The sequence below is a fragment of the Cedecea davisae genome, from assembly GCF_044095835.1.
GTDB classification, from domain to species: Bacteria; Pseudomonadota; Gammaproteobacteria; order Enterobacterales; family Enterobacteriaceae; genus Cedecea; species Cedecea davisae.
The window spans coordinates 3922769-3939619 of the sequence record NZ_CP172054.1 but is presented as its reverse complement, the minus strand read 5'-3'; the positions used below and the strand labels follow the sequence as shown (position 1 = coordinate 3939619).

Sequence of the window (16851 nt, the reverse complement as noted above, 5' to 3'; positions counted from 1 at the left end):
AAGCGGTGTTACCGTGCCAGAATAGATTAAGGAGCATCCTATGCTGGGTTTAAAACAGATTCATCACGTCGCTATTATCGCGTCGGACTACGAGCGCAGTAAGCAGTTTTATTGTGATGTGCTGGAATTCACACTTGAAGCTGAAGTGTATCGCAAAGAACGAGATTCCTGGAAAGGTGACCTGGCGCTTAACGGGCAATACGTTATTGAGCTGTTTTCTTTCCCGTTCCCGCCCGCTCGCCCAAGCCGCCCGGAAGCCTGCGGGCTTCGTCACCTGGCGTTTAGCGTCGATAATATCGAGCAGGCGATTACGCACCTTGAAAGCCACGGCGTAAAATGCGAGCCGGTTCGTATTGATCCATACACCGATAAGCGTTTTACCTTCTTTAGCGATCCCGACGGTTTGCCGCTGGAACTTTATCAACAGTAGCCCTTGCCAGCGCTCTCAATGCCCGGTAACTTTCCGGGCAAATACCTCGTAACTATCGAACTATGACAATCCGCGAACTTCAGTCCTTTCTGCTTCCTCACCGCCGGCTGCTGGTGGCGTTCAGCGGTGGGCTGGATTCGACCGTTTTGCTTCACCAACTGGTCACGCTGCGGGATTCTTTAGCCCCTGAGCTGGAGATCCGGGCGATGCATATCCATCACGGTCTTAGCCCGAAGGCTGATATCTGGGTGGAACATTGCCGCACTTTATGTCGCCGTTGGTCCGTGCCTTTCGATGTCGCTTACGTGCAGCTTCCTTCCGGCGGGCAGGGGATTGAGGGAGAGGCGCGGGCGGCGCGTTATCAGGCGCTGTCAGGCTCTCTTTTAACCGAAGAAGTGCTGCTGACGGCCCAGCACCTGGATGATCAGTGTGAAACCTTCCTGCTGGCTTTGAAACGCGGCAGCGGCCCTGCCGGTTTAGCGTCAATGCCCGCAAAATTACCGTTTGCCAATACTCTATTGCTTCGCCCGCTGCTGGCGACTTCGCGCGCTCAGCTTGAGGAGTGGGCGCTGGCTCATCAACTTAGTTGGATAGAAGATGAGAGCAACGGGGATGATAAATACGACCGCAATTTCCTGCGCCTGCGGATTGTGCCTTTGCTACAACAGCGCTGGCCGCATTTTGCCCGCAGCGTAGCCCGCAGCGCCGACCTGTGCGGCGAGCAGGAACAGCTGCTTGATGAGCTGCTCGCCGAACAGCTTGCCGGGCTGATGTCGCCCCAGGGCGCTTTACTTATTGAGCCGCTATGCACGGTAAGCGAAGCCCGGCGTTTTGCCTTATTGCGCCGCTGGCTGGGGCATCACCGGGCGGCTATGCCATCGCGGGCGGCGCTTCAGCGCCTGTGGCAAGAAGTGGCGTTGAGCCGGGAGGATGCCAATCCTCGCCTTCGCCTGGGGGAGTATGAAATTCGCCGCTTTCAGGGCGAGCTTTATTGGGTTCCGCTGCGGGCAATAGACAAAGAGAGCGTTTATCCGTGGCCCGCCCCTTATCGGCCGCTTTCTCTTCCCGGCATCGGGACCGTTTCTCTTCAGGAAAGCGGCACTGCGGTGCGTGCTCCGATAGAAGGCGAAGCGGTGAGCCTGCGCTTTAAGGCTTCAGGATTGCAGCATATTGTTGGGCGGGATAAAGGGCGTCCGCTTAAAAAAATCTGGCAGGAATTGCGCATTCCGCCCTGGCAGCGGGATATCACTCCGCTGCTGTTTTATGGCGAACAGTTGATTGCTGCTCCGGGAGTGTTTGTCACTCGTGAAGGGCAGGCGACAGAAAATTCATGCTGGCATATAGACTGGCGACAAGGAAGGGAAGAATGAAAAAGGCGGTGTTATTGCTGGGGTTGATGATTTGTAGCTTGTCGGCGCTGGCAAAAGGCAATGCTGAGGCCGGTGAGCAGAAAGCGATGATGTGCGTGGCCTGCCACGGCGCAAGCGGCACCGCGTCCGCCCCCCTTTACCCGAACCTGGCCGGGCAGCAAGAGGCGTATCTGGAGCATTCTCTCCAGGCCTATAAAAAAGGGGAGCGCAGCGGCGGGCAGGCAGAAATCATGAAGGCTTATGTCAGCGGGCTTTCCGATGAAGACATCAGTAATCTGGCGGCGTATTACGCCTCAATGAAGCCTTAAAACAAAACGGGCAACCACCTGGGCTGCCCGTTTTGTGTTTATGCGGTTACTACAGTTATTCAACGCTGACCACGATAGTGCCAATTTCAGGGTGGCTGAAGCTGTTAATCTTATCGAGGCGGACTTCACGCGAGGCACCGGCATCATCGACAATCAGATATTCGACGTTTTTACGAGAAACCAGGTCGCTCGCCTTGGCTTTGAAAATCTCCCCGTCTTTTAACTCCAGCGTCAGTAACAAATGCTGCTGGCAGGCGAGCTCGAGATTGTCATAATCATCACAATTGATGGGTTGATAGGCATCATTCATTGACATAATCGCTCACCAGTAAGTTCGCGGCAGCATACGCCGCCTGTTCCCTGATTGACTCTGAGACGGCCTCGCTGGAAGCCACTTCATTCAGAGCCTTCAATACGCATCCTAAGGCATCAGGAATGTAGCCTAAGTCACCGCTGGCAATTTCCGCATAGCGTTGTCGAACCAATTCACAATACTTTTCCACATACCCTCCTCTCAGAGTCCCAACTTCAGACCTATTCGTGGGGTCAAATCTAAGCCTACGAAGATAAACTCTGTTTAGCAAGGTGACTATACCACAGCAATGTAACCGATATCAGTAAGGCAAGGGGATGCAGCCACAATCGATAACAGCGTTTTTCAGTAGATTTCGCTACAATGGCGCCAACTGTGTATGGAGAAGTGTAATGGCGTTAAAAGCGACAATTTATAAGGCGACGGTGAATGTGGCCGATCTCGATCGGAATCGGTTTATGGACAGCAGCCTTACGCTGGCACGCCACCCTTCTGAGACTCAGGAACGCATGATGTTGCGCCTGCTGGCGTGGATTAAATATGCGGATGAGCGGCTGGAGTTTACCCGCGGGCTGAGCGCAGAAGAAGAGCCGGAGATCTGGCGTAAAAACGATCATCTGGGCATTGATTTGTGGGTTGAGCTTGGGCTGCCGGAAGAACGCCGGGTGAAAAAAGCCTGTAGTCAGTCGGCCGAGGTGGCATTGTTTACCTATAATAGTCGGGCAGCGCAGGTTTGGTGGCAGCAAAACCAAAACCGCCTCAGCCAGTTTAAAAACCTGTCTATCTGGTATCTGGATGACGAGCAGCTGGCGAAGCTGAGCGAGTTCGGCACGCGCACCATGAATTTGCAGGCTACCATCCAGGACGGCGCTATCTGGCTTTCAGACAGCGAGAATAATCTGGAAATTCACTTTACGGCCTGGCAGCAGCGATGATTTCCGTTTCCAGGACGGTATCAATCCCGGACAATGAAGTGACGATTACCGCCATTCGTGCCCAGGGGGCGGGCGGGCAGCATGTGAATAAAACCTCAACGGCTATTCACTTGCGCTTTGATATCCCTGCCTCAAGCCTGCCGGAGTCGTATAAGATACGTCTGCTGGCCGTAAGCCACCATTTAATCACGCCTGAAGGTGTGGTGGTGATTAAGGCCCAGGAATACCGAAGCCAGGAGATGAACCGCGAAGCGGCGGTGGCTCGCCTGGTTTCACTGATACAAGAATTAACCGTAGTGCAGAAAAGCCGCCGGGCCACCAGGCCAACGCGGGCTTCTAAAGAGCGTCGTCTGGCTTCCAAATCGCAGAAGTCGACAACCAAAGCGCTACGCGGCAAGGTTAGCCGCCATCCGGAATAGTGGCTAACCTCAGGACAACAGCATAAGGATAAGAAGCATGAAAAAGAGTTTTCTGGCGGTGCTGGCGGCACTTAGCCTGTTCACGCTGTTTGGCTGTAATAACCGCAGTGAAACCCAAACCCTGATCCCGGCTCAGGCCGCCGAGTTGACGCCTATGCAGCAAAGCTACCGCGGCGTGATCCCATGCGCGGACTGCGAGGGAATTGAGACTTCACTGTTCCTGGAAAAAGATGGCACCTGGGTGATGAACCAGAGCTATCAGGGCAAAGGAGCCTCTTTCGGTAGTTACGGCACTTGGGCGCGTACCGCGGATAAACTGGTGTTAACCGATAGCGAAGGCGAAAAGCAGTATTTCCATCCGAAGGGCGATAGCCTGGTTATGCTGGATCGCGAAGGTAACCCGATTGAATCGCAGTTCAACTATACGTTGAAGGCGGTTAACGCGGCGCTGCCGTCAACGCCGATGCCGATGAAAGGGAAATATAAATATATGGCGGATGCAGCCGTCTTCCAGGATTGCGCCACCGGCAAGACCTTTGCCGTAGCGGATAATGCCGAACTGGAAAGAGGCTATGCTGCGGCTCGCGGTAAGAATAGCGCCCCGGTTCTGCTGGTGGTTGAAGGCCACTTTACGCTTCAGGCTTCCCCTGACAGCGGCGAACTGCAAAAAGCGCTGGTCGCCGACAAAGGCGCAAAATTCAGGCCCGGCAAAGAGTGTAACGACTAAAAGCAAAAAGCCCTGCAATGCAGGGCTTTTTAATGGCTTCAACCAAAGTTAGCCTTTGATCTGTTTCACCAGGAAATCAACGATCTCGTTGGTTTTGATCATCTGTTTCTCACCAGCACGGCGGTGTTTGTATTCAACTTCTTCGTTATCCAGATTACGGTCGCCGATAACGATAGTGTGAGGAATACCAATCAGCTCCATATCTGCAAACATCACGCCCGGACGCTCTTTACGGTCGTCCAGCAGCACGTCGATACCCTGAGCGCGCAGCGTGGTGTACAGCTCTTCAGCAAGCTGCTGCACGCGGAAGGATTTGTGCATGTTCATCGGCAGAATGGCAACGTTGAACGGTGCGATGGCTTCCGGCCACAGAATGCCGCGATCGTCAAAGTTCTGCTCAATCGCCGCCGCGACAACGCGGGTTACGCCGATACCGTAGCAGCCCATGGTCAGCGTCTGGTTGCGGCCATCTTCACCCTGTACCGCGGCTTTCAGCGCTTCAGAGTATTTGGTGCCCAGCTGGAAGATGTGACCTACTTCGATGCCGCGCTTGATCATCAGCGTACCTTTGCCGTCCGGGCTTGGGTCGCCAGCGACAACGTTACGGATGTCTGCCACTTCCGGCAGCGCAATGTCACGCTCCCAGTTAATGCCGACAAAGTGCTTACCGTCGATGTTAGCGCCTGCGGCAAAATCACTCATCGCGGCTACGCTGCGGTCGATAACCACCGGGATTGGCAGATTGATTGGGCCAAGTGAGCCCGGGCCTGCTTTCGCTACAGCACGGATTTCTTCTTCAGTAGCAAAAGTTAGCGGGCTGGCAACCTGAGGCAGTTTTTCAGCTTTGACTTCGTTCAGCTCGTGATCGCCACGTACCAGCAGAGCAACCAGCGGGTAAGCGCTGCCCTCGGTGGCTTTCACCAGCAGAGTTTTAACCGTTTTCTCAACCGGCAGATTGAATTGCTCAACCAGCTCGGCGATGGTTTTTGCATTCGGGGTATCAATCTGGCTCATTTCAACGGTTGGTGCCGCACGGCCAGCCGCCGGAGCCAGCGCTTCAGCGAACTCGATATTTGCCGCGTAGTCAGAGCTGTCGGAGAAGATAACGTCATCTTCACCGCTCTGTGCCAACACCTGGAACTCGTGCGAAGCGCTGCCGCCGATGGAGCCGGTATCAGCCTGCACGGCGCGGAAATCAAGGCCCATGCGGGAGAAGATTTTGCTGTAGGCTTCATACATCTTGTCGTAAGTTTCCTGCAGCGATTCCTGAGAAGTATGGAAAGAGTAGGCATCTTTCATCAGGAATTCGCGAGAACGCATAACGCCAAAGCGCGGACGCACTTCGTCACGGAACTTGGTCTGGATCTGGAACAAGTTCAGCGGCAGCTGCTTGTAAGAGCTCAGCTCGTTACGAATCAAGTCAGTGATAACTTCTTCGTGAGTTGGACCCAGTACAAACGGGCGCTCGCCACGGTCAACAAAACGCAGCAGCTCGGGGCCGTACTGCTCCCAACGTCCGCTCTCCTGCCACAGGTCGGCGGGCTGAACAACCGGCATGCACATTTCGATAGCACCGGCGTTGTTCATCTCTTCACGCACAATGTTTTCGACTTTCTTCAGGACGCGCAAACCGGTCGGCAACCAGGTGTATAAACCCGAGGCCAGCTTGCGGATCATCCCGGCGCGCAGCATCAGCTGGTGGCTGACCACTTCGGCGTCGGCAGGTGTCTCCTTCAGAGTGGAGAGCAGGTATTGGCTAGTACGCATGTTGTTACGGTTCCATTTGAACGGCGGATAACAGGCCTTAAGCGACCTGCTTCAAAAAAAGTGGTTTAGTTTACCAGTGTGGCAGAGATGTCAAAAGAGAGGGGCGCTAAATTAACGTGCTTCGACGGCAAACACCTCAAACCCTTGCCCGGTAACGCGCCAGCGAACGTTAAAGTCCAGCAGCAGCACCGCGTAAGTTTTCCCCTCATCCTCGCCTTTACGGTAAGCGGGGCGGGGATCCTGAGCAAGAACCTGGCAAATGAAACGCGCAATATGCGGGTAGCGCGATTCAAGCTTTACCAGTTGCTGCTGTACTTCTGGCGTGAAGCTAACCTGCGTATCGGCCTCTGGCGCAAGCTGTGCATAGCCCGCACGAGCGTCAGGCAGGGCTTCGGCAAACGGCAGGTAGGGTTTGATATCCACGATGGGCGTGCCATCGACCAAATCAAGACTGCCCAGCTCCAGAATAACGTCATCTTTCTGGCAGCGAATCCCTTTTAACTCAACCAGAGACATGCCGATGGGGTTTGGGCGGAAGGTTGAGCGCGTAGCAAATACGCCCATTCGCGCATTGCCGCCAAGACGAGGAGGGCGAACCGTTGGCCGCCAGCCGCCTTCCATCGTTTGATGGAAAACGAACAGCAGCCACAGGTGGCTGAAAGCCTCAAGCCCACGGACGGCATCGGCCTGGTTGTAGGGCGACAGCAGGTGTAGTTCACCGCCGCCGTCTTTCACCAAACCCGGCTGGCGCGGTACGGCAAACTTTTCTTTATATGGAGAGCGAATTACACCAATTTGCGCAAACTGAAAAGGGGTCATTGCGCCGAAACTTGCAGCGCTGAGCCTACGCAAACCGCCTGGCGGTAGCATCCTGGAGCGCCGCTGGTAATATCGCAGCTGTGTAGCAGAACGGCATTGGCTTTCATTTTCGAGGCGTTAATCTGCATGCGTTTACGCGCTGTCGGGATATTTGCAGGGGAGTCCTGATTACTTGCCTGGCAGGAATCGCCGCTGACTTCACCTAAGTCGCGGAAAGGCTTACCGACTAAATCTTCTGCGTTGGTGTAGATCCTGACCGGAGCGGGGCGGGGCGCTTTAGGTTTTTCGGTTTCGGTCTTCGGCGTTGCAGCCGTGCTTTGGACGGGTTCTACAGGGGATCTGCTTAGCATGGAACAGCCGCTCAGCATGAATGCCAATAAACAGATCGGTAAAGCACGCATAATATTTCCTCAATGAATGTAAAACGGAAGACATTGAAGCAAGCTCGCAACAAAATAACAAGGCGGGCTTGCGCCCGCCTGTAATTATTTACGCAAAACTGAATAATGAAAGCTTACCAGCCTTTCACCGCGCCGCCGTTGAATACCTTATTAGCCGCTTCGTTAACTTCGTCAGACTGGTAGGCCTGAACGAATTTTTTCACGTTTTCGGCGTCTTTATTGTCTTCGCGGGAAACGATCAGGTTAACGTATGGGGAGTTTTTATCTTCAACGAAGATGCCGTCTTTAGCAGGCGTCAGGCCAATCTGGCTGGCGTAGGTGGTGTTGATAACCGCCAGGGCAATCTGAGCGTCGTCCAGAGAACGCGGCAGCTGAGGCGCTTCCAGCTCAACCAGCTTGAGGTTTTTCGGGTTCTCGGTCACGTCCAGAACGGTTGGCAGCAGGCCAACGCCGTCTTTCAGTTTGATCAGACCTTCTTTCTGCAGCAGCAGCAGGGAACGTCCGAGGTTAGTCGGGTCGTTCGGCAGCGCTACCTGAGCGCCCGGCTGTAACTCTTCAAGTGATTTAATTTTCTTGGAGTAGCCGGCGATTGGGTAAACAAAGGTGTTGCCTACGGAAACCAGCTTGTAGCCGCGATCTTTGATCTGCTGGTCGAGGTAAGGTTTGTGCTGGAAGGCGTTAACGTCGATATCGCCTTTGCTCAGCGCTTCGTTCGGCAGCACATAATCGGTAAAGGTCACCAGCTCAACGTCCAGACCGTATTTCTCTTTTGCAACTTTCTGTGCAACTTCTGCAACTTGCTGCTCGGCACCGGCGATAACGCCAACTTTAATATGGTTAGGATCTTTTTCTTCCTGACCGCAACCCACCAGAGCAAGAGAACCAATCAGAGCGCCGACCGCGGCGAGCGTTTTAAATTTAAAAGCCATGTCCTTTTCCTTATATGAATGCAGTTGTGTTTATTTGTGAGTGACAGCCCGGACGATACGATCGCCAGAGAATTGAATTAAATACACCAGAACGACCAGCAACACTAACACGGTATTCATCACGGTAGCGTTGTAGCCGATATAACCGTACTGATAACCAATCTGACCCAGACCGCCGGCGCCCACGGCACCGCCCATAGCAGAATAGCCAACCAGCGTAATCAAGGTAATGGTAGCTGCATTCACCAGGCCCGGCAGGGCTTCAGGCAGCAGAACCTTACGAATGATTTGCATCGGCGTTGCGCCCATCGCGCGGGAGGCTTCAATTAACCCGGTTGGGATTTCCAGCAGGGCGTTTTCAACCATACGGGCAATAAACGGCGCGGCGCCAACGGTTAATGGAACAATCGCCGCCTGCAGGCCGATTGATGTCCCGACAATGACGCGAGTAAATGGAATCATCCAGACCAGTAAGATAATGAAAGGAATGGAACGAAAAATGTTAACCAGCGCGGAGAGGCTGCGGTAAAGCTTCGCGTTGGCGCTGATTTGCCCCGGGCGAGTGATATACAGCAGCACGCCCACCGGCAGGCCGAGCACAAATCCAAAGAGGCCTGAAACAAAAGTCATCGCCAGCGTTTCATAAACGCCGCGCACCAGTAACCAAATCATCGGCTCAGACATAGCCCAGTACCTCTACTTTAACGTGTTGCTCCTGCAACCAGGCAATAGCCGCTTGCGTATCCTTTGGCTCACCGTGCATTTCGCACAGCATAATGCCGAACTTCACGCCGCCAGCGTAATCCATCTGCGCGCTAATAATGTTGCTGTTCACGTTGAAGGTGCGCGCCGTTTCAGAAAGCAGGGGGGCATCAACCGACTGGCCGGTGAACTCGAGACGTAATAAAGGTACGGCCTTGTCTTTATTCTCCGCGCTAAGGCGCTGAGCATAATCTTCCGGGATGTCGAGATGCAGAGTGGACTGAATAAACTGCTGCGCCAGCGGCGTTTTCGGATGGGAAAACACTTCGCTTACCGTGTCCTGTTCAATCAGTTCGCCGTCGCTGATAACCGCCACGCAGTCGCAAATACGCTTAACAACGTCCATCTCATGAGTAATAAGAAGGATAGTCAGCCCAAGGCGGCGGTTAATATCTTTCAGTAATTCAAGAATGGAGCGGGTGGTTGCCGGGTCGAGTGCGCTGGTGGCCTCATCGCACAGCAGAACTTTCGGGTTGCTAGCCAGGGCGCGGGCAATGGCCACACGCTGTTTCTGACCGCCGGAAAGGTTTGCCGGCCACACGTCATGTTTCTCGCTCAGCCCCACTAAATCCAGCAGCTCGGTCACGCGACGCTGGATCTCTTCCTTCGGCTGGTTGTCCAGCTCCAGCGGCAAAGCTACGTTGCCAAATACGGTGCGCGAAGAGAGCAGGTTAAAGTGCTGGAAGATCATGCCAATCTGGCGACGAGCTTTGGTTAACTGGCTTTCAGAGAGCGTGGTCAGGTCCTGGCCATCAACCAGCACCGAGCCTTCAGTTGGGCGCTCGAGCAGGTTCACGCAGCGGATCAGAGTGCTTTTACCGGCACCGGATGCGCCAATCACGCCATAAATTTGCCCGGCAGGCACGTGCAGACTGACATTGTTCAATGCCTGTATGCTGCGGTTGCCCTGCTGGAACACCTTGGTGATATTTGAAAGTTTAATCATTGAGTTATTTATTATCGTTTATGTATGAGCCGTGGAATTATCTGCTACCGGTGACCGAAGTTACCGTAATCGATCTGGATGTTAAGGCATCCAGACGTCTAAATCAATCGGCGCGTGAAGGACTGTTCTCTCCTTATTACTAAATCATGCGATACTAGACACAATTAACCCGTTTCAGGAGTTCTCAAGTGGCACAGTCCGTACCCGCTATTTTTCTCGACCGCGATGGCACTATTAATGTCGATCATGGCTATGTATATGAAGTGGACCGATTCGAGTTCATTGATGGCGTAATAGAAGCAATGCGTGAGTTAAAAGAGATGGGCTTCGCTCTGGTGCTGGTAACAAACCAGTCCGGCATCGCCCGCGGGATGTTTACCGAGGCTGATTTCGAAAATCTCACCGAGTGGATGGACTGGTCGCTGGCCGACCGCGGCGTTGACCTGGACGGTATCTATTATTGCCCGCATCACCCTGAAGGCGAGGTGGAAGAGTTCCGCCAGGTGTGCGACTGCCGTAAACCGCAGCCGGGCATGCTTATCTCTGCGCGTGACTTCCTGAATATCGACATGGCCGCTTCTTATATGGTAGGCGACAAAATTGAAGATATGCAGGCAGCTAATGCGGCGCTGGTTGGCGCCAAAGTGCTGGTTCGCAGTGGTAAACCTGTAACGGAAGCAGGCGAAGCGGCCGCTGATTTAGTGATTAATAGCCTCGCAGACCTGCCAAAAGCCATCAAACAGCGCCAAAAATAGGCGTTTAGATTAAAAAACACCCGGTCAGAAAGTTTTTTCAAATTAGGGGTTGTCAGGCTCTGAGAACTCCCTATAATGCGCCTCCACTGACACGGCAAAGCGGCTTCGAAAGCGGCTTAACAACCCGGTAGTCAGTCAGACGAAAGCGAAAATAAACGCTTGACTCTGAAAGAGGAAAGCGTAATATACGCCACCTCGAGTTAGCAAGCGAAAGCGCGTAACTCACTGCTCTTTAACAATTTATCAGACAATCTGTGTGGGCACTCGCAGGATTGATATCTCAAGCATCTTCGGATGCAAAAAAATATCAAGTCTTGAAGAGTGACTACTGATTTTATAAACAGTTTTAATTCTTTGAGCATCAAACACTTTTAAATTGAAGAGTTTGATCATGGCTCAGATTGAACGCTGGCGGCAGGCCTAACACATGCAAGTCGAGCGGTAACAGGGAGTAGCTTGCTACTCCGCTGACGAGCGGCGGACGGGTGAGTAATGTCTGGGGATCTGCCTGATGGAGGGGGATAACTACTGGAAACGGTAGCTAATACCGCATAACGTCGCAAGACCAAAGAGGGGGACCTTCGGGCCTCTTGCCATCGGATGAACCCAGATGGGATTAGCTAGTAGGTGGGGTAATGGCTCACCTAGGCGACGATCCCTAGCTGGTCTGAGAGGATGACCAGCCACACTGGAACTGAGACACGGTCCAGACTCCTACGGGAGGCAGCAGTGGGGAATATTGCACAATGGGCGCAAGCCTGATGCAGCCATGCCGCGTGTGTGAAGAAGGCCTTCGGGTTGTAAAGCACTTTCAGCGAGGAGGAAGGCATTAAGGTTAATAACCTTAGTGATTGACGTTACTCGCAGAAGAAGCACCGGCTAACTCCGTGCCAGCAGCCGCGGTAATACGGAGGGTGCAAGCGTTAATCGGAATTACTGGGCGTAAAGCGCACGCAGGCGGTTTGTTAAGTCGGATGTGAAATCCCCGGGCTCAACCTGGGAACTGCATTCGAAACTGGCAAGCTTGAGTCTTGTAGAGGGGGGTAGAATTCCAGGTGTAGCGGTGAAATGCGTAGAGATCTGGAGGAATACCGGTGGCGAAGGCGGCCCCCTGGACAAAGACTGACGCTCAGGTGCGAAAGCGTGGGGAGCAAACAGGATTAGATACCCTGGTAGTCCACGCCGTAAACGATGTCGACTTGGAGGTTGTGCCCTTGAGGCGTGGCTTCCGGAGCTAACGCGTTAAGTCGACCGCCTGGGGAGTACGGCCGCAAGGTTAAAACTCAAATGAATTGACGGGGGCCCGCACAAGCGGTGGAGCATGTGGTTTAATTCGATGCAACGCGAAGAACCTTACCTACTCTTGACATCCAGAGAACTTTCCAGAGATGGATTGGTGCCTTCGGGAACTCTGAGACAGGTGCTGCATGGCTGTCGTCAGCTCGTGTTGTGAAATGTTGGGTTAAGTCCCGCAACGAGCGCAACCCTTATCCTTTGTTGCCAGCGGTTCGGCCGGGAACTCAAAGGAGACTGCCAGTGATAAACTGGAGGAAGGTGGGGATGACGTCAAGTCATCATGGCCCTTACGAGTAGGGCTACACACGTGCTACAATGGCGCATACAAAGAGAAGCGACCTCGCGAGAGCAAGCGGACCTCATAAAGTGCGTCGTAGTCCGGATTGGAGTCTGCAACTCGACTCCATGAAGTCGGAATCGCTAGTAATCGTAGATCAGAATGCTACGGTGAATACGTTCCCGGGCCTTGTACACACCGCCCGTCACACCATGGGAGTGGGTTGCAAAAGAAGTAGGTAGCTTAACCTTCGGGAGGGCGCTTACCACTTTGTGATTCATGACTGGGGTGAAGTCGTAACAAGGTAACCGTAGGGGAACCTGCGGTTGGATCACCTCCTTACCTAAAAGATACAAACCCGCGTAGTGCTCACACAGATTGTCTGATAGAAAACGAGCAGTAAAACCTTATAGGCTTGTAGCTCAGGTGGTTAGAGCGCACCCCTGATAAGGGTGAGGTCGGTGGTTCAAGTCCACTCAGGCCTACCAAATTTTCCCCTGTTCTGCGTTGCACCTCCGGCTCGCATAGTTCACTATGCGTCGCGAAGTTGCGCCTTGACCAGATGAAAATTAACGGTAATCAAAGGTTTTACGAAATCGATGGGGCTATAGCTCAGCTGGGAGAGCGCCTGCCTTGCACGCAGGAGGTCAGCGGTTCGATCCCGCTTAGCTCCACCATCATTTCATGCACCAAACCTACTTCAGAGTGTACCGGCAACGGTGTACTGCGAAGTATTTGCTCTTTAACAATCCGGAACAAGCTGAAAATTGAAACGACATGTCGTCTCATTCTTCCGTAATAAAGAATGAGGTTAAGACATGTTCGAGTCTCTCAAATTTTCATAATTCGAAGCGAAACATCTTCGGGTTGTGAGGTTAAGCGACTAAGCGTACACGGTGGATGCCCTGGCAGTCAGAGGCGATGAAGGACGTGCTAATCTGCGATAAGCGTCGGTAAGGTGATATGAACCGTTATAGCCGGCGATTTCCGAATGGGGAAACCCAGTGTGATTCGTCACACTATCGTTAAGTGAATACATAGCTTAACGAAGCGAACCGGGGGAACTGAAACATCTAAGTACCCCGAGGAAAAGAAATCAACCGAGATTCCCCCAGTAGCGGCGAGCGAACGGGGAGCAGCCCAGAACCTGAATCAGTTTGTGTGTTAGTGGAAGCGTCTGGAAAGTCGCAGGGTACAGGGTGATACTCCCGTACACTAAAATGCACATACTGTGAGTTCGAAGAGTAGGGCGGGACACGTGGTATCCTGTCTGAATATGGGGGGACCATCCTCCAAGGCTAAATACTCCTGACTGACCGATAGTGAACCAGTACCGTGAGGGAAAGGCGAAAAGAACCCCGGCGAGGGGAGTGAAACAGAACCTGAAACCGTGTACGTACAAGCAGTGGGAGCCTCATTTATGGGGTGACTGCGTACCTTTTGTATAATGGGTCAGCGACTTATATTCTGTAGCAAGGTTAACCGTATAGGGGAGCCGCAGGGAAACCGAGTCTTAACTGGGCGTTAAGTTGCAGGGTATAGACCCGAAACCCGGTGATCTAGCCATGGGCAGGTTGAAGGTTGGGTAACACTAACTGGAGGACCGAACCGACTAATGTTGAAAAATTAGCGGATGACTTGTGGCTGGGGGTGAAAGGCCAATCAAACCGGGAGATAGCTGGTTCTCCCCGAAAGCTATTTAGGTAGCGCCTCGTGAACTCATCTTCGGGGGTAGAGCACTGTTTCGGCTAGGGGGCCATCCCGGCTTACCAACCCGATGCAAACTACGAATACCGAAGAATGTTATCACGGGAGACACACGGCGGGTGCTAACGTCCGTCGTGAAGAGGGAAACAACCCAGACCGCCAGCTAAGGTCCCAAAGTCATGGTTAAGTGGGAAACGATGTGGGAAGGCACAGACAGCCAGGATGTTGGCTTAGAAGCAGCCATCATTTAAAGAAAGCGTAATAGCTCACTGGTCGAGTCGGCCTGCGCGGAAGATGTAACGGGGCTAAACCATGCACCGAAGCTGCGGCAGCGACACTTAGGTGTTGTTGGGTAGGGGAGCGTTCTGTAAGCCGTCGAAGGTGGACTGTGAGGTCTGCTGGAGGTATCAGAAGTGCGAATGCTGACATAAGTAACGATAAAGCGGGTGAAAAGCCCGCTCGCCGGAAGACCAAGGGTTCCTGTCCAACGTTAATCGGGGCAGGGTGAGTCGACCCCTAAGGCGAGGCCGAAAGGCGTAGTCGATGGGAAACAGGTTAATATTCCTGTACTTGGTGTTACTGCGAAGGGGGGACGGAGAAGGCTATGTTAGCCGGGCGACGGTTGTCCCGGTTTAAGCATGTAGGCGGAGAGTTTAGGTAAATCCGGACTCTTGTTAACGCTGAGGTGTGATGACGAGGCACTACGGTGCTGAAGTAACAAATGCCCTGCTTCCAGGAAAAGCCTCTAAGCATCAGGTAACATTAAATCGTACCCCAAACCGACACAGGTGGTCAGGTAGAGAATACCAAGGCGCTTGAGAGAACTCGGGTGAAGGAACTAGGCAAAATGGTGCCGTAACTTCGGGAGAAGGCACGCTGTCGGTAGGTGAAACCCCTTGCGGGTGGAGCTGAAGGCAGTCGAAGATACCAGCTGGCTGCAACTGTTTATTAAAAACACAGCACTGTGCAAACACGAAAGTGGACGTATACGGTGTGACGCCTGCCCGGTGCCGGAAGGTTAATTGATGGGGTTATCCGCAAGGAGAAGCTCTTGATCGAAGCCCCGGTAAACGGCGGCCGTAACTATAACGGTCCTAAGGTAGCGAAATTCCTTGTCGGGTAAGTTCCGACCTGCACGAATGGCGTAATGATGGCCAGGCTGTCTCCACCCGAGACTCAGTGAAATTGAAATCGCTGTGAAGATGCAGTGTACCCGCGGCAAGACGGAAAGACCCCGTGAACCTTTACTATAGCTTGACACTGAACATTGAGCCTTGATGTGTAGGATAGGTGGGAGGCTTTGAAGCGTGGACGCCAGTCTGCGTGGAGCCAACCTTGAAATACCACCCTTTAATGTTTGATGTTCTAACGTAGACCCGTGATCCGGGTTGCGGACAGTGTCTGGTGGGTAGTTTGACTGGGGCGGTCTCCTCCTAAAGCGTAACGGAGGAGCACGAAGGTTAGCTAATCACGGTCGGACATCGTGAGGTTAGTGCAAAGGCATAAGCTAGCTTGACTGCGAGAGTGACGGCTCGAGCAGGTGCGAAAGCAGGTCTTAGTGATCCGGTGGTTCTGAATGGAAGGGCCATCGCTCAACGGATAAAAGGTACTCCGGGGATAACAGGCTGATACCGCCCAAGAGTTCATATCGACGGCGGTGTTTGGCACCTCGATGTCGGCTCATCACATCCTGGGGCTGAAGTAGGTCCCAAGGGTATGGCTGTTCGCCATTTAAAGTGGTACGCGAGCTGGGTTTAGAACGTCGTGAGACAGTTCGGTCCCTATCTGCCGTGGGCGCTGGAGAATTGAGGGGGGCTGCTCCTAGTACGAGAGGACCGGAGTGGACGCATCACTGGTGTTCGGGTTGTCATGCCAATGGCATTGCCCGGTAGCTAAATGCGGAAGAGATAAGCGCTGAAAGCATCTAAGCGCGAAACTTGCCCCGAGATGAATTCTCCCTGGGAACTTGATTCCCCTGAAGGGACGTTGAAGACTACGACGTTGATAGGCTGGGTGTGTAAGCGTAGCGATACGTTGAGCTAACCAGTACTAATGACCCGTGAGGCTTAACCTTACAACACCAAAGGTGTTTTGCGAGACAAATCGATTTTCAGCGAAGTTCAGGATTAGACTGATGGTCACGAAGTGACGGTCAGTAAACAGAATTTGCCTGGCGGCCGTAGCGCGGTGGTCCCACCTGACCCCATGCCGAACTCAGAAGTGAAACGCCGTAGCGCCGATGGTAGTGTGGGGTCTCCCCATGCGAGAGTAGGGAACTGCCAGGCATCAAATTAGCAGTAATGGTAGTAATACGAGGCAGTTCTCTACTCTCAGAGAGTAGGACTGACGAACCGAAAGGTGAGTCTGAACGCTGCGAAGCAGCGGCCCGTAGGGTGAACGCAAGTTCATCAACTGCCAGGCATCAAATAAGCAGTAAACCGGGGCAACAAACCGGTGGTTGTAAAGAAATTCGGTGGAGCGGTAGTTCAGTCGGTTAGAATACCTGCCTGTCACGCAGGGGGTCGCGGGTTCGAGTCCCGTCCGTTCCGCCACTTATTTAAGCCCTGAGTCTTAGACTCAGGGCTTTTTTGTATCTGAAATTCCTAAAAACAGCCATATTGTTGCTTTCTGAGCAAAAATCTTCTGCATTTATTCGTCTTTTTCGCCAAAGTTATCCTGGCCATAATCTT

The 16851-nt window shown here is 53.1% G+C and carries 15 protein-coding genes, 3 tRNA genes and 3 rRNA genes; 13 read left to right on the top strand and 8 right to left on the bottom strand.

Annotated features, from left to right (window positions below; all coding sequences use genetic code 11):
* Positions 1 to 40 precede the first annotated feature (40 nt).
* The 3 genes from ACG1VR_RS18865 to ACG1VR_RS18855 all read left to right on the top strand — a co-directional run bounded on the left by ACG1VR_RS18865 (position 41) and on the right by ACG1VR_RS18855 (position 2108).
* Positions 41 to 430 carry a VOC family protein gene (locus ACG1VR_RS18865; protein ID WP_016534982.1) on the top strand — a complete coding sequence of 130 codons (390 nt, stop codon included), beginning with the start codon at positions 41 to 43 and terminating at the stop codon, positions 428 to 430.
* A gap of 62 nt (positions 431 to 492) precedes the next feature.
* On the top strand, positions 493 to 1800 hold the full coding sequence (tilS, locus tag ACG1VR_RS18860) for a tRNA lysidine(34) synthetase TilS (RefSeq protein ID WP_395489549.1): 1308 nt from the start codon (positions 493 to 495) through the stop codon (positions 1798 to 1800).
* Complete coding sequence (locus ACG1VR_RS18855) at positions 1797 to 2108, top strand: cytochrome c (RefSeq protein WP_016534984.1); 312 nt, start codon at positions 1797 to 1799, stop codon at positions 2106 to 2108. The genes tilS and ACG1VR_RS18855 overlap by 4 nt, the downstream gene beginning before the upstream one ends.
* A 55-nt stretch (positions 2109 to 2163) precedes the next feature.
* On the opposite strand, the gene rof is transcribed toward ACG1VR_RS18855, so the two are convergent.
* Positions 2164 to 2424, bottom strand: a complete 261-nt coding sequence (rof, locus tag ACG1VR_RS18850; RefSeq protein WP_039897935.1) for a Rho-binding antiterminator — start codon at positions 2422 to 2424, stop codon at positions 2164 to 2166.
* A complete protein-coding gene (locus tag ACG1VR_RS18845) occupies positions 2411 to 2611 on the bottom strand; it encodes a YaeP family protein (RefSeq protein WP_016534986.1) in 201 nt (66 codons plus the stop codon). Before ACG1VR_RS18845 ends, rof begins: the two co-directional genes overlap by 14 nt.
* Positions 2612 to 2813: 202 nt before the next feature.
* Here ACG1VR_RS18845 and ACG1VR_RS18840 point away from each other — a divergent pair, with 202 nt between their 5' ends.
* The 3 genes from ACG1VR_RS18840 to nlpE are packed head-to-tail and all read left to right on the top strand — an operon-like array spanning position 2814 to position 4502.
* Positions 2814 to 3356 (top strand): YaeQ family protein, encoded by a 543-nt coding sequence (locus ACG1VR_RS18840; RefSeq protein WP_016534987.1) that lies wholly within the window; start codon positions 2814 to 2816, stop codon positions 3354 to 3356.
* The gene (gene arfB / locus ACG1VR_RS18835; RefSeq protein ID WP_016534988.1) at positions 3353 to 3775 is read left to right on the top strand and encodes an alternative ribosome rescue aminoacyl-tRNA hydrolase ArfB; all 423 of its coding nucleotides are present in this window, start codon (positions 3353 to 3355) and stop codon (positions 3773 to 3775) included. The genes ACG1VR_RS18840 and arfB overlap by 4 nt, the downstream gene beginning before the upstream one ends.
* Before the next feature lie 37 nt (positions 3776 to 3812).
* Positions 3813 to 4502, top strand: a complete 690-nt coding sequence (gene nlpE / locus ACG1VR_RS18830) for an envelope stress response activation lipoprotein NlpE (protein ID WP_016534989.1) — start codon at positions 3813 to 3815, stop codon at positions 4500 to 4502.
* Positions 4503 to 4550: 48 nt separating this feature from the next.
* Here the strand turns inward: nlpE and proS are convergent, their stop codons facing one another.
* The 6 genes from proS to metN all read right to left on the bottom strand — a co-directional run bounded on the left by proS (position 4551) and on the right by metN (position 10126).
* Positions 4551 to 6269 carry a proline--tRNA ligase gene (proS, locus tag ACG1VR_RS18825; RefSeq protein ID WP_395489548.1) on the bottom strand — a complete coding sequence of 573 codons (1719 nt, stop codon included), beginning with the start codon at positions 6267 to 6269 and terminating at the stop codon, positions 4551 to 4553.
* Positions 6270 to 6380: 111 nt separating this feature from the next.
* Positions 6381 to 7088 (bottom strand): tRNA (N6-threonylcarbamoyladenosine(37)-N6)-methyltransferase TrmO, encoded by a 708-nt coding sequence (gene tsaA / locus ACG1VR_RS18820; protein ID WP_395489547.1) that lies wholly within the window; start codon positions 7086 to 7088, stop codon positions 6381 to 6383.
* Positions 7085 to 7489 (bottom strand): Rcs stress response system protein RcsF, encoded by a 405-nt coding sequence (gene rcsF / locus ACG1VR_RS18815; RefSeq protein ID WP_039897936.1) that lies wholly within the window; start codon positions 7487 to 7489, stop codon positions 7085 to 7087. Before rcsF ends, tsaA begins: the two co-directional genes overlap by 4 nt.
* 113 nt (positions 7490 to 7602) lie before the next feature.
* Positions 7603 to 8418 (bottom strand): MetQ/NlpA family lipoprotein, encoded by an 816-nt coding sequence (locus tag ACG1VR_RS18810; RefSeq protein ID WP_016534993.1) that lies wholly within the window; start codon positions 8416 to 8418, stop codon positions 7603 to 7605.
* Between the two features lie 30 nt (positions 8419 to 8448).
* The gene (locus ACG1VR_RS18805; RefSeq protein ID WP_016534994.1) at positions 8449 to 9102 is read right to left on the bottom strand and encodes a methionine ABC transporter permease MetI; all 654 of its coding nucleotides are present in this window, start codon (positions 9100 to 9102) and stop codon (positions 8449 to 8451) included.
* On the bottom strand, positions 9095 to 10126 hold the full coding sequence (metN, locus tag ACG1VR_RS18800) for a methionine ABC transporter ATP-binding protein MetN (protein ID WP_016534995.1): 1032 nt from the start codon (positions 10124 to 10126) through the stop codon (positions 9095 to 9097). Before metN ends, ACG1VR_RS18805 begins: the two co-directional genes overlap by 8 nt.
* Before the next feature lie 188 nt (positions 10127 to 10314).
* Here metN and gmhB point away from each other — a divergent pair, with 188 nt between their 5' ends.
* The 7 genes from gmhB to ACG1VR_RS18765 all read left to right on the top strand — a co-directional run bounded on the left by gmhB (position 10315) and on the right by ACG1VR_RS18765 (position 16713).
* On the top strand, positions 10315 to 10881 hold the full coding sequence (gene gmhB, locus ACG1VR_RS18795) for a D-glycero-beta-D-manno-heptose 1,7-bisphosphate 7-phosphatase (RefSeq protein WP_395489546.1): 567 nt from the start codon (positions 10315 to 10317) through the stop codon (positions 10879 to 10881).
* 373 nt (positions 10882 to 11254) lie between these two features.
* Positions 11255 to 12796: ribosomal RNA gene (locus tag ACG1VR_RS18790) — 16S ribosomal RNA — on the top strand.
* A 69-nt stretch (positions 12797 to 12865) separates the two neighbouring features.
* Positions 12866 to 12942: transfer RNA gene (locus ACG1VR_RS18785), tRNA-Ile, on the top strand.
* A 113-nt stretch (positions 12943 to 13055) separates the two neighbouring features.
* Positions 13056 to 13131 (top strand) — tRNA-Ala (locus ACG1VR_RS18780).
* A gap of 196 nt (positions 13132 to 13327) precedes the next feature.
* Positions 13328 to 16235: ribosomal RNA gene (locus tag ACG1VR_RS18775) — 23S ribosomal RNA — on the top strand.
* Between the two features lie 95 nt (positions 16236 to 16330).
* Positions 16331 to 16446 (top strand): 5S ribosomal RNA (gene rrf, locus ACG1VR_RS18770).
* The 16S, 23S and 5S rRNA genes sit together here with 3 tRNA genes alongside, the layout of an rRNA operon.
* Before the next feature lie 190 nt (positions 16447 to 16636).
* A tRNA-Asp gene (locus ACG1VR_RS18765) sits at positions 16637 to 16713 on the top strand.
* Positions 16714 to 16851: the final 138 nt, after the last annotated feature.